Annotated in this window: 15 protein-coding genes; 10 read left to right on the top strand and 5 right to left on the bottom strand. The window is 68.3% G+C overall.

The window, feature by feature from the left end:
• The first annotated feature begins 5 nt into the window (after nt 1-5).
• From A4X16_RS04945 to A4X16_RS04915, 7 genes are read left to right on the top strand one after another with little or no spacing between them, the layout of a single operon-like run.
• Nucleotides 6-1,691, top strand: coding sequence for a glycosyltransferase (locus A4X16_RS04945; RefSeq protein ID WP_197491773.1), 1,686 nt, complete (start codon nt 6-8; stop codon nt 1,689-1,691).
• Nucleotides 1,688-2,584, top strand: a complete 897-nt coding sequence (locus A4X16_RS04940; protein WP_231880275.1) for a glycosyltransferase family 2 protein — start codon at nt 1,688-1,690, stop codon at nt 2,582-2,584. Before A4X16_RS04945 ends, A4X16_RS04940 begins: the two co-directional genes overlap by 4 nt.
• Nucleotides 2,581-4,506: a DUF6541 family protein gene (locus A4X16_RS04935; protein ID WP_067117283.1), complete on the top strand. Its 1,926-nt coding sequence runs from the start codon at nt 2,581-2,583 to the stop codon at nt 4,504-4,506. The genes A4X16_RS04940 and A4X16_RS04935 overlap by 4 nt, the downstream gene beginning before the upstream one ends.
• Nucleotides 4,507-4,510: 4 nt before the next feature.
• Nucleotides 4,511-5,401, top strand: coding sequence for a glycosyltransferase (locus tag A4X16_RS04930; protein WP_067117279.1), 891 nt, complete (start codon nt 4,511-4,513; stop codon nt 5,399-5,401).
• A gap of 54 nt (nt 5,402-5,455) precedes the next feature.
• The gene (locus A4X16_RS04925; RefSeq protein WP_067117276.1) at nt 5,456-6,592 is read left to right on the top strand and encodes an NAD-dependent epimerase/dehydratase family protein; all 1,137 of its coding nucleotides are present in this window, start codon (nt 5,456-5,458) and stop codon (nt 6,590-6,592) included.
• Nucleotides 6,589-7,608 (top strand): acyltransferase family protein, encoded by a 1,020-nt coding sequence (locus A4X16_RS04920; RefSeq protein ID WP_067117273.1) that lies wholly within the window; start codon nt 6,589-6,591, stop codon nt 7,606-7,608. Before A4X16_RS04925 ends, A4X16_RS04920 begins: the two co-directional genes overlap by 4 nt.
• A complete protein-coding gene (locus A4X16_RS04915) occupies nt 7,563-8,750 on the top strand; it encodes an acyltransferase family protein (protein ID WP_067117270.1) in 1,188 nt (395 codons plus the stop codon). The genes A4X16_RS04920 and A4X16_RS04915 overlap by 46 nt, the downstream gene beginning before the upstream one ends.
• A gap of 8 nt (nt 8,751-8,758) precedes the next feature.
• Here the strand turns inward: A4X16_RS04915 and A4X16_RS04910 are convergent, their stop codons facing one another.
• Nucleotides 8,759-9,556 (bottom strand): glycosyltransferase, encoded by a 798-nt coding sequence (locus tag A4X16_RS04910; RefSeq protein ID WP_082914281.1) that lies wholly within the window; start codon nt 9,554-9,556, stop codon nt 8,759-8,761.
• A gap of 12 nt (nt 9,557-9,568) precedes the next feature.
• On the opposite strand from A4X16_RS04910, the gene A4X16_RS04905 reads away from it, so the two are divergent.
• The gene (locus A4X16_RS04905; RefSeq protein ID WP_157559971.1) at nt 9,569-10,828 is read left to right on the top strand and encodes a lipopolysaccharide biosynthesis protein; all 1,260 of its coding nucleotides are present in this window, start codon (nt 9,569-9,571) and stop codon (nt 10,826-10,828) included.
• Here A4X16_RS04905 and A4X16_RS04900 read toward each other — a convergent pair.
• Genes A4X16_RS04900 through A4X16_RS04885 form a run of 4 tightly spaced genes read right to left on the bottom strand, consistent with a single transcriptional unit; the run spans nt 10,797 to nt 15,192 of the window.
• Complete coding sequence (locus tag A4X16_RS04900; RefSeq protein WP_067117259.1) at nt 10,797-11,735, bottom strand: glycosyltransferase; 939 nt, start codon at nt 11,733-11,735, stop codon at nt 10,797-10,799. The two genes, A4X16_RS04905 and A4X16_RS04900, sit on opposite strands and share 32 nt — an antisense overlap.
• Nucleotides 11,735-12,139 carry a DUF2304 domain-containing protein gene (locus tag A4X16_RS04895; RefSeq protein WP_067117256.1) on the bottom strand — a complete coding sequence of 135 codons (405 nt, stop codon included), beginning with the start codon at nt 12,137-12,139 and terminating at the stop codon, nt 11,735-11,737. Before A4X16_RS04895 ends, A4X16_RS04900 begins: the two co-directional genes overlap by 1 nt.
• On the bottom strand, nt 12,136-12,882 hold the full coding sequence (locus tag A4X16_RS04890; RefSeq protein WP_067117253.1) for a glycosyltransferase family 2 protein: 747 nt from the start codon (nt 12,880-12,882) through the stop codon (nt 12,136-12,138). Before A4X16_RS04890 ends, A4X16_RS04895 begins: the two co-directional genes overlap by 4 nt.
• 36 nt (nt 12,883-12,918) lie before the next feature.
• A complete protein-coding gene (locus tag A4X16_RS04885) occupies nt 12,919-15,192 on the bottom strand; it encodes a hypothetical protein (protein ID WP_157559969.1) in 2,274 nt (757 codons plus the stop codon).
• A gap of 104 nt (nt 15,193-15,296) precedes the next feature.
• On the opposite strand from A4X16_RS04885, the gene rfbA reads away from it, so the two are divergent.
• On the top strand, nt 15,297-16,166 hold the full coding sequence (gene rfbA, locus A4X16_RS04880; RefSeq protein WP_067117247.1) for a glucose-1-phosphate thymidylyltransferase RfbA: 870 nt from the start codon (nt 15,297-15,299) through the stop codon (nt 16,164-16,166).
• Nucleotides 16,166-17,164, top strand: a complete 999-nt coding sequence (gene rfbB / locus A4X16_RS04875; protein ID WP_067117244.1) for a dTDP-glucose 4,6-dehydratase — start codon at nt 16,166-16,168, stop codon at nt 17,162-17,164. The genes rfbA and rfbB overlap by 1 nt, the downstream gene beginning before the upstream one ends.
• Nucleotides 17,165-17,166 lie beyond the last annotated feature (2 nt).

Raw genomic sequence — 17,166 nt, 5'->3', positions numbered from 1 at the left:
TATCCGTGACACTTCTTCAAGCTCTCGATCAGCCTGCGCTCTTCCGGTTCGCGGATCCGCAGACCGGCAGTGGATTGACGGAGCGGGAGCGTCGTCTCCTCGTGGGCGCACTGAACTTCCACGCGCTGATGGCTCCGCAGCGGACGCTGCGCGTCCACCGATACGACGGCACGGTGGAGACCACCCCGCGCCTCACGGATGACACCACGTTCAGCGGGATGTCCCGCTCGAACCGGAGGCGCATCGAATCGTTCGACATCGTGAGCGCGGTCGAGGACGAGGACCGTCGCTCCGAGTCGACGGAGGCGGAGGCGGCCGAGCTCGTCTCGTCTCCGACGCGTCACATCCACGTCTCCTCCGACGAGGTCCTGCAGTCGGACCCGTACCGTCCTCCGCGCCGCGGCCTGATCGGAGGACTCGCTCGCCAGGTGAAGTCGCGCGCTCCTCTCCTCTACGACGACGCCCGCGACCTCTCGCTGCTGCGATTCCGGCGGCGGATGACCACGGCGATCGAGCCGCGGGACTACGAGCGGGAGTTCCAGCCCGGCGGAGCGCACGAGGACGACGTGATCGTTCCGGCGGGCCCCTCCGCGGATGGAGCGCCGAAGGCCGTGATCATCGGACTCCACTGGTTCGAGCTCGGCGGGGCCGAGCTCTGGGCGTTCGAGACCGTGCGGCTCGTGCGCGAGGCGGGATTCCTGCCGATCGTCCTGACCAACCGCGACTCGCATCAGCCCTGGGTGACGCGGCCGGAACTCGACGGCGCTCTGCTGATCCCGTTCTCGGAGCCGACGGTCGACTCGCAGACCCCGGGCGTCGAGCCGCTGCTGCGTGCCCTCCTGCGCACATTCGACGTCCGTGGCGTCGTCATCCATCACAACCAGTGGCTGTACGACCGCGTCGCCTGGATCGCGGCCTCGCGACCCGGCATCCCGATCGTCGACAGCACCCACATCGTCGAGTACACCGGCGGCGGATACCCGCTGAGCAGCGCGATCGCGTCGAGGTCGATGACCACGCATCACGTGATCTCTCCGAGCCTCGCGAAGTGGATGACCGATGTGCAGGGCATCCCCGCCGAACGTGTCGTCATGGCGCCGCTCGGGGGACTGACCGTGAAGCCCAAGGACGCGCAGTTCCAGGCGCGCCGCGAGGGCGATGTCTTCACCGTCGCGTTCGTGGGACGCATGGCGCGGCAGAAGGCGCCGGAGGTGTTCATCGCCATGGCGCGACGGCTCAAGCGCCAGGGCTACGCGCTCCGCTTCATCCTCCACGGAGACGGGGAGCTCTCCGGATGGGTGGACGACATCATCGCCGCGGAGGGGCTGACCGCCGACATCGAGCGACGCACCTCGGGAACACCGGTGTCGCAGACCCTGGACGACGCGCATGTGCTCGTCGTCTCGTCGCACAACGAAGGACTCACGCTGACGACGCTGGAGGCCATCGCGCACGGCGTCCCGGTGATCTCGACGGACGTCGGAGCCCAGGGCGACATCATCCCTGACTCCGCGCTGGTGCCGCGCTATGCGCGACTCGCAGCGCGGCGTCTGGCGGAGGCCGTCGCCCCGCTCATCTCCGACGAGGCGGCCCGCGAGGCCCTGTGGCGCAAAGAGCGGAAGGCGGAGAAGAAGCTGTTGTCGAAGCAATCGGCGAGTTCATGGTTCGAGGAAGAGGTGGGCTCGTGGTGAGCGTCGCAGGAGTGGTCGTCACGTTCAACAGGATCGAGAAGCTGAAGACCGTCATCGCATCGATCGAGGCGCAGACGCACCCGGTCGAGACGCTGTTCGTGATCGACAACGCGTCCACCGACGGCACCGCCGAGTACCTCGCGTCGCTCGAGACCTCGGTGCCCCTCGAGATCGTGACGATGCAGACCAACTCGGGGGGAGCAGGCGGATTCTCCGAGGGGATGCTGCGCGGCTACGCGTCAGGAGCCGATCACGTCTGGATCATGGACGACGACTGCTACCCCAAGCCCGAGGCCCTCGCATCGCTCATCGCGGGCTTCGACGGCGCGGTGGCCGAGCTCGGCGGCGACGTGCCGTTCGCGTGCTCTGTCGTCGAGTTCACCGACGGCAGCATCTGCGAGATGAACAACCCTGTGCCGACGTGGGACTGGGGACGCCTGCTCGTCAAGGGGCAGAACAACGTCATGGTGACCGCCTGCTCGTTCGTCTCCGTGCTCATCCCCCGGTGGGCGATCGCCGAGTACGGTCTGCCGTACTCGGAATACTTCATCTGGTTCGACGACCGCGAGTACACACTGCGCCTGACGCGTCGGTGCCCGGGCGTGCAGGTCATGGACAGCGTCGTCGTGCACGACATGGGTGACAACCGGGGCGTGAACTTCGCGATGGTCGATCGCAAGAGCCTCTGGAAGTTCTCCTACGGCGTGCGCAACGAGGCCTCCTGGCAGCTGCATCATCGCGGCCTCCTCTACTTCCTGGAGTTCGGTGCACGACTGTTCGTCAGCCTGCACCGCGGCCGCGTTCCGCTGGACCTCCGTGCGAAGCTCCTGGGCAAGTGGCTCCGGGGGATCACCTTCAACCCGAAGATCCGGTTCCCCGAGGCGACTCGATGAGCTGGGCGTCGGCAGTCCTGCCGGCGATCACGGCGGCGGCGCTGCTCCTCGTTCCCGGCTACATCATCGCCCGGATCATCGCGCTGCGCGGACTGTGGGCGTGGGCTTTCGCTGCGCCCGCATCGGCCACGGTGATCGTGCTGGCCTCTCTCTGGACGCCGTTCGTGAGCATGCGGTGGACCCTGCTCCCCGTCGGGATCACCGCGCTCGTGGTGATGGCGGTGGCGTTCGTCCTCCGCAAGGCGCTGCGCGTCGAACGCGCGGCGCGTCCCTCGGCGCGGTCCGGACGGACGACGCTGTGGGCGCTGCTCGGCGCCGGTGTCATCCTCACCGTGCAGCTGGTCCTGATCGTCGGAGACGCGAACAACATCTCGCAGAGCTTCGACAACATCTTCCACCTCAACGCGGTGCGCTACATCATGGACACCGGGTCGGCATCTCCGATGACCATCGGCGCGATGACGAGTCCCGACGGCGGCCTGTGGTTCTACCCCGACGGATGGCACGCGCTCGTCGCGCTCGTCGCGGAGACCAGCGGCGCCTCGATCATGATCGCGTCCAACGCGACGATGATCGTCGTCGCCGCCGTGGTGTGGCCGGCGTCCGTGCTCCTTCTCACCCGCGTGACGGTCGGTGGGCACAGGGTCGTCACGCTCACCGCCGGCGTGGTGGCCGCGATCATCCCGGTCTTCCCGATCATGATGATCGACTACGGGGTCCTGTATCCGTACTTCCTCGCGGTGAGCCTGCTCCCCGCAGTCCTCGCCGCGACGATCGAGCTCCTCGGTCTCGGCTCGCGATCGACCCGGCTGCACCGGGGGATGCTCTTCGTCGCGCTCCTCGGCTCGCTGCCGGGTGTGGTCATCGCGCACCCCGGCGCGTTCGTCGCCTGGATCGTCCTCGCCATGGCGACGGCGACCCTCGCCTACGCGCGGTTCCTCCGCGAGCGTCCCGCGCGTCCCGCGCTCGTTCGGGTCAGCGTGTTCTTCGTGCTGACGCTCGCCGTGGCCGCCGTGGCGTGGAAGGTCCTCAAGCCCGCTGCGGAGGCCCGCGGATGGCCGGTCGAGCAGTCGGTCGGACAGGCGATCGGTCAGGCGCTCACTCTGTCGCCGACCTACGGGAACGTCACCTGGGTCCCGGTCGTGCTCCTGATCGTGGGCGCGGCCGCGCTCGTGCGGCGATGGACCCTCAGGTCCGTCCTTCCCGTCGTCCTGTACGCGATCGTCGCGATCCTCTACATCGTCGCGAGCGCGATGCCGTGGCCCACGCTCCGCGATCTGATCACCGCCGCGTGGTACAACAACTCGCCACGACTCGCCGCTCTGCTGCCTATGCTGGTCGTGCCCATCGCGGCGTACGGAGGTCATGTCGTCGCAGCCTGGGTCCGCAGGGTCGCCGTCGGTGAGGCCGGGGCGCGTCGACCGGTGGTCGCGGTCCTCGCAGGCGTCGCGGTCGTGCTCCTCGGCGGGCAGCTCTACACGAACCAGCAGGCGATCCGCTACGTGTCGGCCGTCTACGCATACAGCGACGAGTCCCGCCTGGTCTCCACCGATGAGCTGGAGCTCATGGAGCGGCTGCCGGAAGAGGTCCCCGAGGACGCCGTGATCGCGGGCAGCGGGTGGACGGGCGCCGGCATGGCGTACGCGTTCGCCGACCGTCGCGTGACGATGCCCCACGTGCTGATGGAGTTCACGGACGACGAGCAGCTCATCCTGGACGAGCTGTCCCGCGCCGAGCCGGGCTCGGCCGTGTGCGACGCGATCGAGCGGACGGGCACGACCTACGTCCTGGACTTCGGGGTCGACGAGATCCACGGGGCGAAGCACGAGTACGACGGCCTCCGCCGGCTCGCGGCCTCCGATGCGCTGACCCTGGTCGACTCCGAGGGTTCTGCCAAGCTCTACGAGGTGACGGGATGCTGACGCTGTGACTCATGAGATCTTCGTGCCCTTCTGGGGCGACCCCGGTCTCCTGTACGAGACGGTGGATTCCGTCAGAGCGCAGTCCGTGCAGGACTGGCGCATGATCGTCATCGACGACTGCTATCCCGATGCCTCGGTGGGGGAGTACTTCGCCGCGGTCGACGATCCGCGGATCGAGTACGTGCGCAACGAGGTCAATCTGGGGATCACCGAGAACTACCGTGAGGCGATCCGACGGGCGACGAGTCCGTTCATCACGATCCTCGGCTGCGACGACCTCATGCATCCGCGCTATCTCGAGGTGATCCGGCGGGTCATCGACTCCGCCCCGGACGTCGACGTGATCCAGCCGGGTGTGGTCGTCATCGACGAGCACGGAACGCCGGTCTCACCGCTCGTCGACCGCGTCAAACAGGGCATGCTCGCGCCGCGTCGACGCGACGGCGTCACGGTGCTCCGCGGCGAGGAGATGGCGACGAGCCTGATCAGGGGCGACTGGCTGTACTGGCCGTCGCTGACGTTCCGGACCGAGACGCTCAAGCGCATCGACTTCCGAGACGGTCTCCCGATCATCCAGGACCTCGCCCTGCTCATGGACGTCGCCTTCGAGGGCGGTGCGCTGGCGTACGACCCCGAGGTCGTCTTCTCCTACCGCCGTCACGGTTCGAGCGCTTCGCAGAAGACGCTCCTCGACGGTCGCCGTTTCCGCGACGAGCGCACGTACTATCGTCAGGCGTCGTCGCTGGCCTCCCAGCGCGGATGGCGTCGGACCGCTCGCACCGCCACAGTGCGCCTCATGTCGCGTCTCCACGCGATCACCGAGCTGCCGGGCGTACTCAGGCACGGCGATCGTGCTGGACTACAATCGACGCTGGCGCATATCTTCTCGGTCTGAGCACAGCGCCCGGCGTGAACGTCGCGCCGACGGACTTTCCTGGAGGGCCAACCGATGCCTGAGCACGTGCTGATCACCGGAGGGGCGGGCTTCATCGGCACGCGACTCGCCGCCCGCTTCGCGCAGGACGGACACAGTGTGACGGTTCTCGACGCGCTCATCCCGCAGGTGCACGGAGACGACCCGGCGACGACGTCGCCGCTGCTCCGTTCCCTCGACGGCGTGGCGACCGTGATCGAGGGGACGGTCACCTCCGTCGACGATCTCCGTCGGGCCCTCGAGGGAGCGACCATCGTCGTGCACCTGGCTGCGGAGACGGGCACGGGGCAATCCATGTACGAGATCGACCGCTACGTCGACGCCAATGTCGGAGGCACCGCCAAGCTCCTGGATCTGCTCGCGAACGAGGACAACACCGTGTGGCGGGTGGTGATCGCCTCCTCGCGATCGATCTACGGCGAAGGCTCGTATCGCACGGCCGACGGTCGCCTCGTGTATCCGAGCCATCGGGCCGACGCCGACATGGCCGCGGGGGACTTCGAGGTCCACCACCCCGGGGAGGGCGCGTTGACCCTCGTCCCCACCGACGAGGACGCGAAGCTGCATCCGTCGAGCGTGTACGGCATCACGAAGCAGATGCAGGAATCGCTGGTGATGACGGTCGCACCGACGATCGGCAAGGAAGGCGTCTCCGTCCGGTACCAGAACGTCTACGGTCCGGGGCAGTCGCTGAAGAACCCCTACACCGGCATCCTCTCGATCTTCTCCACCCTGATCCGCCAGGGCAAGGACATCAACATCTTCGAGGACGGCGAGGAGAGCCGCGACTTCGTCTACATCGACGACGTCGTCGAGGCGACCTACCTCGCATCCGTCGATGAGCGGGCAGCGGGTCAGACCTTCAACGTGGGCTCCGGCGTCGCGACGACGGTCAACGAGGTCGTGGCCGCGCTCTTCGAGGCGTTCGGCCGCGAGGTGCCCACGCGCATCTCGGGCCACTACCGTCTCGGAGACATCCGGCACAACGTCGCCGACACGGCGCGCCTCGAGCAGGTCCTGGGATTCCGTCCGCGAACCACCTTCCGAGAGGGCGTCACGGCGTTCGTGGAATGGGTGCTCACCGAGCCCGTCGAGGAGGACGGCTATCAGCGCTCGCTGGATGAGATGAGCAAGCGGAACCTCCTCAAGTGAGCACGGAGACGCTCTCGCGGCAGGGCGGCTCCCGACCCGCGAGCGTGGCGCAGAAGACCGGTGCCGGCGGCAAACGCCGCGACATCCAGGGTCTTCGTGCGCTGGCGGTCACGCTCGTCGTCGTGTTCCACCTGCTGCCCGCTCTGCTCCCGGGCGGATATGTGGGCGTCGACGTCTTCTTCGTCATCAGCGGATTCCTCATCACCGCACACCTGCTGCGGGAGCTCGAGGCGACCGGCACCGTGCGCGTCACCGAGTTCTGGGCGCGGCGCGTGCGTCGTCTGCTCCCTGCCTCGCTCCTCGTGCTGGCCGTGTGCGCGGTGCTGACCTTCACGGTCATGCCCGGGATCACCCGGGTGCAGAACTTCTTCGAGATCGCTGTCGCCTCGGGATACGTGCTCAACTGGAATCTCGCGGCCAGTGCGGTGGACTACCTCAACGCGAGCAACCCGGAATCCCTGGTGCAGCACTACTGGTCGCTGTCGGTCGAGGAGCAGTTCTACCTGGTCTGGCCGCTGCTGCTGGTCGTCGCCGTCTTCCTCGCCTTCCGCGGAAGGCCGCCGCGAGGCGAGATCGCAGGTCGCACCTCGCACGGCGGCACGACGCGCCGTGCCGTCCTCGCCGCCCTGCTCCTGGTCTTCGTGGCCTCGCTGGTGTTCTCGATCGTCGAGACCGCCCGGTCGCAGCCGTCCGCGTACTTCATCACGACCACGCGGGCGTGGGAGTTCGCCCTCGGCGGCCTCGTGGCGCTGGTGCCGACCCTCCGCCTCGGAGGGATCGTTCACGCTGCGGTGTCATGGGTCGCGCTCGCGGCCATCGTGGCGTCCGCGTTCCTCTTCGGAGCCGGAACCGCCTTCCCCGGATCGATCGCGCTGATCCCGGTCGGCGCCACGGCGCTGCTCATCCTGCTGGGTGACAGCGACTCGCCGGTGTCTCCGCAGCGCCTCAGCCATGTCGCCCCGTGCAATGGGTGGGCGACCTCTCGTACTCGATCTACCTCTGGCACTGGCCGCTGATCGTGGTGGTCGCCGCCACCCTCGGCGATTGGCCGTCGTGGGTGAGGATCCCGCTCATCCTTCTGGCGACAGGCGTCCTGGCCCTGCTCACCGAGCGCTACGTCGAGCGTCCGTTCCGGCGGCCGAAGGGCGCCTTCCGTCGCCGCGGCGTCACGTTCGCGGCGATGGTCGCGAGCATCGTGCTCATCGTGGGGGCGACTGTGCCTGCGGCGTACGGCCAGCAGGCCGCCATCGACGAACGGCAGGACACCCTGCAGGAGCAGCTGGAGGGTATCGGCACCGGGCCTGATCAGTGCGTCGGCGCACAGGCCGTCTACAACGGATGCGACGATGCCTTCGCGTACACCGAGGACGTCGACCCGACCTTCGCCCAGGGCGACGGGCCGTGGGCATGGTTCGACGCGGAGCCCGCCGCGGACGCGTGCTCCAGCGAGACGGTCGGCAGCTGGGTTGAGAGATCGTGCGCCTTCGCCACCGCCGCCGAAGCCTCCGCGAACGTGCTCCTCATCGGCGACTCCCACGCGGATCACATCGTGTCGCCCGTGCAGAGGGTCGCGGAGGAGAACGGCTGGGACCTGCGCGTCGAGACGCGACAGGCGTGCAACCCGTTCCGCGTCGCCTCCGATGCCGACGACGAGAACTCCGCGCGCTGTGCCGAGTGGGGAGCCGAGACCCTTCAGGCCGCCATCGCCGACCCCGACCTCCAGGTCGTCATCGTCAGCACCCGCGGCGACAGCGGGCAATGGACGGAGAACGCCGCCGCCGCGTTCGAGCAGCTCCGCGCCGCGGGGAAGTCGGTCGTCGTCGTCACCGACACGCCCAACGTGGACGGCCGCGACGTGCGCAACGGCGACCTCATCACCGGCCCCGCCTGCGTGCTCGCGGCCGGCGAGGTGACAGACGCGTGCTCCTGGACCGATGCGCGCACGGACACCTGGGTCGAGGACACGGCGGCCAGCCAGGGCATCCCGCTGCTCGATCTCCGCTCGGTCGTGTGTCCCGAGGGCACGTGCCATGCCGTCGTCGGCGGTCTGATCGCCTTCAGCGACGAGAACCACCTCAGCGGGTCGTACGCGCTCTCGCTCTCCGGATGGTTCCAGCGCGAGCTGACGCCTCTCGTCGTCGCCGCAGTGCGCGGCTGAGATCCGTCTCAGGAACGGGAGCCGCTCCGTGCCGATCGCCGGCGGAGAGCCTCGCGCCACAGCCTGATCAGCAGGAGACGGGAGCGGAGAGCCTCGACGACGCCTCGCGGCCGAGACGACGACGCATTGTCCTGGTGCACCCGCCGCATGACCGTGGGCATCTCGACGTGGACGAGCTCGCCGGCGACGTTGGCCGACGACGCGATCCACAGGTCGTGCGATTCGTCGAGGAAATCGGGGAAGGGGAGGACGATGTCGAGTCCATCCCGCCGTACGGCCATCGCGCAGCCGAAGTACGGAGCATCTCCGGCGAGGATGCGCAGCTCGTTTCGGATCACGCGTCCGTCATCACTCGACCGCAGTAGCCAGGGCCGGCCGGTGATCGGCGACCGCAGGGGCATGCCGGAATCGAGGAGCACGAGATTGGAGGCCGCGACCGCCCCGGATCGCGTGGCGCCGACGAGAGCGTCGACGCGACCCTCCGTCCAGATGTCGTCCTGGTCGGCGAGCAGCAGGACGTCGCCGCGCGCGAGCCCGAGAGCGCGCTCGAAGGACCGGACGTAGCCCCTGTTCCGCGCGTTGCGGTGGACGGCGACGAGGGGGCTCTCCATCGACTCGGCGATGGCGACGGAGTCGTCGGAGCTCGCGTCGTCGACGATCACGAGCTCGTCGCCGGGCTGCAGCTGCACGAGGATCGAGTCGATCTGCTCGCGGAGGTAGCGTGCGCCGTTGTAGGTGGCCATGCACACGCTGACGCTCGGTCGGTCTGTCAAAGCTCTGGTCTCTCTCCCCGGACACGGGCGCATACACTGGGATGGATGCGGTCACTCATGCTCAGGCTCGTGGGCTTCACGGGCGCTCCGATCCTGTCGGCGCTCGCACCATTCATCATACTTCCGGTGATCTCCCGCATCGTGGGCGACCAGGGCTGGGCGAACTTCTCGGCCGGTCAGTCGATCGGCATCCTCGGCATGGTCGGCGTGCTCTTCGGCTGGGGGATCCTGGGCCCCGTCCGCGTCGCCCGCAGCGAGTCCGCATCCGAACGGGCCGTCATCCTGCATGAGAGTCTCCGCTCGCGTCTGATCCTCGCCGCCGTCGTCATCCCCCTCGCCGGGATCGTGGCCGCCGCGGTATCCGGCCCGGCATACCGGGTCGAGTCGATCGCGGTCGCCGTCGCCATGACGGCGTCGGGCCTCACGCCGGCATGGTTCTGCATCGGTCAGGGGGATGCGCGCGGCCTGATGATCTTCGATGCGCTGCCGAAGCTCGCCGCGTCCCTCATCGCTCTTCCGCTCATCGCCTTCTGGGGGGCGATCCTCGCCTACCCCGCGCTCCTGCTGGCCTTGTGTCTGCCGGCCTATGCGATCCATGCGTGGCTGAACGCCCATTCCCGCCTGCGCGAGGAGAGGCAGACGCCGGCGTTCCGGCGCATCATCCGGATGCTCGCACCGACTGCCGCGATCGATGCGACGGGGAACGCGTACGGCTCGACCTCGATCCCCATCGCGACCGCGGGACTCAGTGCGGGCGACGCGAGCGCCTTCGCATCGGCGGACCGTGCCTACCGTATCGGCACCCTCCTCGTGGTCGCGGTCGGCAACGCGCTCCAGGCGTGGGTGCTGGACCGCTCTGCCGCCGACTCCCGGGCGCGGCAGAGGTTCGCCCTGATCGCCCACGGTGCGCTGGGGGCGCTCGGGGGGATCGCGATCGCGCTTCTCGGTCCGTGGGCGACGGCCCTCGTGTTCGGTCCCAAGGTCGCGGCCGATCCCGTGCCCTGCGTCTTCTTCGGCATCGCCTTCTTCTGCATCTCGATGGCGACGCCGCTCATCAGGAACCTGCTGATCCCCGCCGACCGCGCGCGCGTGGTCTTCGTGGCGACCATCACCGCGGCGGTCGTCGGTCTGACGATCATGCTCGTCGGCTCGTTCCTCGGCGCAGCGGCGGTCATCGCCATGGGTGTGGCAGCCTCGGAGTTCGCCGCGCTGGCCGTGCTCGCGTGGCCCGCGTTCGCGACCTATCGGCGCGGTACGCCTCGCGCCGACGAGATCACTCCGGCTGCCGCTCCGCCCGCCATGTGACGGCGGCGGCCCGGGCGGCGAGGTCTGCGGGCATCCTGCCGTCCCGGCCCGCGCGCCCGTCCTGCGCACCCCGACGCAGGATGGCCCACATCGTCCGGCGCGGCTCGGCCAGCGCGAGGGCGATGAGGAAGTAGACGCGATCCGCGACTCCTTCCCGGATGAGCCGCGCGCGGGCGTGACGGTGGCGCCGGTTCACGATGACCCTGTTGCGCGCCCTGTAGTAGTAGCGGAACGGGGTGCTGAGGGTCAGCGCGGGAAGGACCGCGCCGAGCGGGCCGCGCACGCGGTAGCGAGCTCCCAGACTGTGCTCGAGCCGCGACCCGCGCGACACGATGCACGGCACGCCGGCCTCTCGGCAGCGCAGCTCGAAGTCGGTGTCGACGAGATCGATGAACAGATCCTCGTCCATGTCGCCGACGACATCGAGGACGTGCACCGGGATCAGCATCCCCGACTGGATCGCATGCGACGCCAGCAGCGTCGACGAGCCTCCCGACGCGCTCGCCTGGGCGACGTCGGCGAAGTACTCGGGCACGACGGGCCCGGCGGGGAAGCCTTCGGCCGCCGCCGCGCGGTGGGCGCTGACCAGCTCGGCGACGTAGGTCGAGGAGACCTCGGAATCCTGATCGAACGTGAGGATCATCTCGGCGCCGGAGGCCCGCGCGTGACGCATCCCCACGTTCAGCGCCGTGCCGATGCCGGAGTTCTCCGGCAGAGCGATCACCTCGTGTTCGAGGGTGCGGATGCGGTCGAGGACGTCCGCGGAAGCGGGACCGCTGCCGTCGTCGACCACTACGATGCGGTCGACCTGCGGGGCGAGGCGAGCGAGAAGCGGGGGAACGCCGTCGGGGTGGAAGACCGTGATCACGGCCCAGATGGCCGGTCGCGGCGCGGGCGCGACCGCCATCACGGGACCGGGGGAGGCGTCGGACCCTCGTGCCCCGCCTGGAGGCGCGACTCGAGAGCCTCGATCCGTTCGCTCAGCACCTCGACCTGCGTCCGCGACAGCGCTGCCTCTTCGGCGACCCGCCGGATCTCATCCTCGGCCTGCGAGATCTCCCAGGACAGATGCAGGGAGACGCCCAGCAGAAGCACGATGGCGAGCGAGAAGAGGAGGTTCGCAGGGATCTGGACGCCGAGCGTCGACGTCGCCCAGAGCAGAAGCTGGGGGAAGAGCCCGAGGATGAGCACGCACAGCGCGATGACGATCCACATCACCGCATACTTCTCGCGGATCCGTCGCGCGATGAGCATCCAGAGGACGAGCACGAGGATCGCGAGCGAGAGGGCGATTCCGACGAAGATGATCATGCGGGGGTCTCTCCCGAGATGCTGCGCGGCCGAGAGATCGTGCCGCGGACGAGTGCGAGGCCGAGCGCGAACACCGACCTCAGCAGATAGATCGATGCGCCGATGGGACCCTGGCTCGGCGTGCCGTGCGTGCGCGGTCGCATCGCCACCGGGATCTGCGTCGCGGTGAGACCGGCGTGGCACGCGGCGACCAGGGAGTCGATCGTGTCGCCCAGATACTCCGCAGGGTAGTAGTCGACGTACTGTGCGATGGCGCGGCGGTTCGCTGCGCGGAAACCGCTCGTGACGTCCGTCAGCCGCGTCTTCGCCACCCGGGAGACGGTCCTCGCGAGGAAGATCATCGCCCAGCGGCGAGGCCCCTTCACCGAGTAGTCGCCCACGTCGGCGAAACGCGCCCCGATCGAGATGTCGGCCTGCTCGAGCCCGCTGAGGACCCGGTCGATGTCGGCGGGGTTGTGCTGGCCGTCCGCGTCGACCTGGATGGCTCGGGAGTACCCCATGCGCTGCGCGTAGGTGAACCCCGTGCGCATCGCTCCGCCCACGCCGAGATTGAACGGAAGCGTCATGACCCGTGCGCCGGCCGCCCTGGCCACCTCCGCCGTGCTGTCGGTGGAGCCGTCGTCGATCACGAGCACGTCGTAGGAGCTGCTCGCCGCGAGGATCTCCGTGACGGTCGCTCCGACGTTCCTCGCCTCGTTCCAGGCGGGCACGATGACCAGCGTCTGATCCTTCGCAGAGTTCATGCTTCTACGATCCCACAGTCGCGGGGGTTCTCCGGCTCACGGAATCGGGGTGCCCATCGAATACGCGGCCTTGAGGTCTGCGGCGAGCGTGACGATGGTCGGCACGCGACCCGACCCCAGACGCACGAGTGACGCGTACGACTGCACGTGCTGCAGCTGGCCCTCGTTGTACCGGTAGACCTCGCCCTGTCCGGCGAACTGCACGAAGGTGCCGTTCGCGAGAACGGGCGAGCCGACCTTGTACATCGCCTTCCAGTCGGCCTTCAGCGACAGGATCGACGGCACGCGTCCCCCGTTGAGGGTGAGGAGCGTCGCGTAGTCCGGGACGTGACGGAGCTGGCCGGCCGTGTGCTGGTAGACCTCGGACTGCCCCGTGAAGGACACGAAGACGCCGTCCTCGAGGTACGGGCCCGTGAGGAGGTCGTTCACCGTGGCGCGCGACCACGCGACGAGCGAGAGCGGACGGGACCCGTTGAGCTCCTGCAGAAGCGCATAGCTGCGGACGTGGCGCAGCTTGCCGCCGTCGAGCGTGTACACCTCGGGCGAGCCGGCGACCTGGAAGAACAGCGGTGAGGCCAGGGTCGAAGAGGAGACGGTGAACCCACCGCACTCCTCGGCCGAGAGCTTGACGGGGGTGACTCCGCCGAGGGCGGTGCCCGTCACCGCGGTCAGCCGGCCGGCGGCGGCGATGTAGGTCGTGGTGCCGCACTGGACCATCGGGGAGAGGCTGCCGCTGAGACGCGGGTTGGCGGCCAGGGAGGCGTCGGGGAGGATCGCGTAGGTCGTGGCCCCGAACTCGGCGGCGAGCGCGAAGCTCGGGATGCGCAGGAGGCTGCCGCTCGGGAGCGCCAGTTGCACGTCGCCCGACGACGCGGCGCGCACCAGCGTGTTCGCCGCGATGATCGCCGGCCCGTTCGGGAGCGCCTTGGCCGGGGTCGACGGCATGTAGGCGACGTATCCGGGCGTTCCCTTGGACACCGACTGCCAGGTAGCGTAGGTGGCGATGTGGCGCTTCGTGCCCTTGTCGAAGAGGTACAGGTCGGGACCGTCCCAGATGCGGAAGAAGTCGGCGACGTCGGCGCCCGTGGTGAACCGGTCGAGGATCGTCGGATCGACGTTCACGTACGACGGGAACGAGTATCCGAACCTCGCGACCTGATCGGCGTTCACGAACCGGTGCTTGGTGCCGTCCGGATCGATGATGTAGAGCGTCCCGGTGCGTGCGTCGTGCACGTAGCGGGTGACGTCGGAGCCGGTGGGGAGGGAGTCGACGTACGAGGCGGGGACCGCGGTGACGCCTCCGAGGCGGGACTGGAAGGCGGCGAGGTCCTCCAGGTTGGAGACGCGCCACTTGAGGCCGCCCGAGACCAGGTACACGTTCACCTGTCCCACGCCCTGCACGAGCGAGGAGTAGCGGCTCTGCGTGCTGCCGAACCAGTCGGTGAAGAACTGATAGAAGTTCCGGTTGCCGTAGGCCGAGCAGCCGTCGCCCTTGCCGTAGCCCGCATTGAGCGCTGCACGGTTGGGCTGGTACGGCGTGTAGTAGTAGAGCGCCGAGGTCGCGATGTTCTCGACGTAGACGGGCGACGAGCCGCATGCCCGCTCCGGGTTGTAGAGGATGTTCCAGGTCTTGCCCGGGGCGTAGTAGGTGAAGTAGCGCCCCTCGGCATAGATCTTCATCTGACGGGCTGCGCCGTACACCTGGTAGAAGAATCCGGCGTAGTTGGGGTCGCAACCGGCGGTGTCCGGGCATCCCTGCCCCATGGCGGCGTTGTACCGTCCGATGCTGGGGTAGGTGTGAGTAACGAGGCTCTGCTCCTTCTCGAGCATGACGACGAGCACCTGCGGGTTGATCCCGCACGACTGAGCCACCTTGGCGATGATCGTCGCCGCGGACTCGTTGCCGGCCCCGGCGTACCCGCGGCAGTAGTTGTCCGCCGGTCGGGTGGGTGTGTTCTGGCGCCAGTCCTTGAGGCAGATGTTCCCGGACTGGCATGCGGGCACCTTGCTTCGCAGGAAGCTGTCGATCTGCGCGGCATTCAGCGTCGAGGAGTCGAAGAACACCGCGTCCGAGATGATGTTGCCCGGGCGGAACAGTGCGAGGTTCGCCGTCTTCGCGATGCCTGCGGAAGCCGGCCCCTGAGTGGCCGCGCTCACCGCATCCGACGTGGACGCCGACACGGTGCCGGATGCCGGCACGGGTGCAGCGATCGCCGTGCTGGGGACGGCGACGAGGAGGGATGCGGAGAGGACGATGGCCGCTGCGCTGGCGATGAGGCCGCGCACACGTGGGGATTTTGAGCCGGTCACCTGCTCATTGTGACGGAAATCAACTGATGATGCCAGTGTGATGAATGTGACGCAAGTCCACCCGGGCTTTCGGGGTCCCGGCCGGGTTGTGGCACGATATGGGGGTGAAAGGCATAATCCTCGCCGGTGGCTCCGGAACCCGACTGCACCCGATCACGATCGGCATCTCCAAGCAGCTCATCCCGGTGTACGACAAGCCGATGGTCTACTACCCGCTCTCGACGCTGATGCTCGCGGGTATCAAGGACATCCTCATCATCACCACTCCGCACGACGCGGAGCAGTTCGAGCGTCTCCTCGGCGACGGGTCGCAGTTCGGCGTGAATCTCACCTTCGCACAGCAGCCGTCCCCGGACGGCCTCGCGCAGGCGTTCGTGATCGGCGCCGACTTCATCGGCGACGACAAGGTGGCGCTCGTCCTCGGCGACAATCTGCTGTACGGCCCAGGGCTCGGCACCCAGTTGAAGCGGTACACCGACGTGGACGGGGGAGCCGTCTTCGCCTACTGGGTCGGAGAGCCGTCCGCCTACGGCGTCGTCGAGTTCGACGATGAGGGAAGGGCCGTCTCCCTCGAGGAGAAGCCCGCCCGACCGAAGAGCAACTACGCGGTGCCCGGACTCTACTTCTACGACAACGACGTCGTGGAGATCGCGCGCACCCTCGAGCCCAGTGCTCGCGGCGAGTACGAGATCACCGACGTGAACCGCGCCTACCTTGAGCGCGGGAATCTCCAGGTCGAGGTCCTCCCTCGGGGGACCGCATGGCTGGACACGGGCACCTTCGACCAGATGTCCGACGCCGGCGACTACGTGCGGACGATGGAGCGCCGCACCGGCCTGCGCATCGGCGTGCCGGAGGAGGTCGCCTGGCGCCAGGGCTTCCTGACCGACGACGAGCTGCGCGAGCGCGCCGAGAAGCTCGTGAAGTCCGGCTACGGCACCTATCTTCTCGAGACCCTGGAAAGAGGTCGCTGATGTCGAACATCCTCGTCACCGGCGGCGCCGGGTTCATCGGATCCAACTTCGTCCACTACCTGGTCGAGAACACGGAGCACTCCGTGACCGTCCTCGATGCGCTCACCTACGCGGGCAACCGCGCGTCGCTCGCCGGACTGCCCGAAGAGCGGGTCCGGTTCGCGCACGGCGACATCACCGACGCCGAGCTCGTCGATCGACTGACCGCCGAGGCGGACGCGGTGGTGCACTACGCGGCCGAGTCGCACAACGACAACTCGCTGCACAGCCCGCGCCCGTTCCTCGACACGAACATCATCGGCACCTACACCCTCCTCGAGGCGGCGCGGAAGCACGAGACGCGTTTCCACCACATCTCCACGGACGAGGTCTACGGCGACCTGGAGCTCGACGACCCCGAGCGCTTCACCGAGCAGACGCCGTACAACCCGTCGTCCCCGTACTCGTCGACCAAGGCCGGGAGCGACCTGCTGGTGCGGGCGTGGGTGCGGTCCTTCGGAGTCCAGGCGACCATCTCGAACTGCTCGAACAACTACGGTCCCTACCAGCACGTGGAGAAGTTCATCCCGCGACAGATCACGAACGTCATCCGCGGCATCCGCCCCAAGCTCTACGGCGCCGGCGAGAACGTGCGCGACTGGATCCACGCGAACGACCACTCGTCGGCCGTGCTCACGATCCTCGAGAAGGGCGCGATCGGCGAGACGTACCTCATCGGCGCCGATGGAGAGCGCAACAACAAGGAGGTCGTCGAGCTGATCCTGGAGGAGATGGGCCAGCCGCGCGACGCATACGACCACGTGACCGATCGCGCCGGGCACGACCTGCGCTACGCGATCGACTCGACCAAGCTGCGCACTGAGCTGGGCTGGACTCCGCAGTTCGCGGACTTCGAGTCGGGCCTCGCCGCGACGATCGCCTGGTACCGCGACAACGAGAGCTGGTGGGCGCCCTCCAAGGATCAGACCGAGGCCTTCTACGCCTCGAAGGGACAGTGACC

This window comes from Microbacterium sp. H83 (assembly GCF_001650405.1).
In the GTDB taxonomy this organism is placed as follows: Bacteria; Actinomycetota; Actinomycetes; order Actinomycetales; family Microbacteriaceae; genus Microbacterium.
This window is presented reverse-complemented; position numbering and strand designations above follow the sequence as displayed.

What these genes read in the sequence shown, in the direction of transcription:
- A4X16_RS04925 (WP_067117276.1), top strand. Translation starts at nt 5,456, where the DNA reads ATGCCTGAGCACGTGCTGATCACCGGAGGGGCGGGCTTCATCGGCACG.
- A4X16_RS04910 (WP_082914281.1), bottom strand. Translation starts at nt 9,556, where the DNA reads ATGCGCCCGTGTCCGGGGAGAGAGACCAGAGCTTTGACAGACCGACCG.
- A4X16_RS04905 (WP_157559971.1), top strand. Translation starts at nt 9,569, where the DNA reads ATGCGGTCACTCATGCTCAGGCTCGTGGGCTTCACGGGCGCTCCGATC.
- A4X16_RS04890 (WP_067117253.1), bottom strand. Translation starts at nt 12,882, where the DNA reads ATGAACTCTGCGAAGGATCAGACGCTGGTCATCGTGCCCGCCTGGAAC.
- rfbB (WP_067117244.1), top strand. Translation starts at nt 16,166, where the DNA reads ATGTCGAACATCCTCGTCACCGGCGGCGCCGGGTTCATCGGATCCAAC.
- A4X16_RS04900 (WP_067117259.1), bottom strand. Translation starts at nt 11,735, where the DNA reads ATGGCGGTCGCGCCCGCGCCGCGACCGGCCATCTGGGCCGTGATCACG.
- A4X16_RS04895 (WP_067117256.1), bottom strand. Translation starts at nt 12,139, where the DNA reads ATGATCATCTTCGTCGGAATCGCCCTCTCGCTCGCGATCCTCGTGCTC.
- A4X16_RS04935 (WP_067117283.1), top strand. Translation starts at nt 2,581, where the DNA reads ATGAGCTGGGCGTCGGCAGTCCTGCCGGCGATCACGGCGGCGGCGCTG.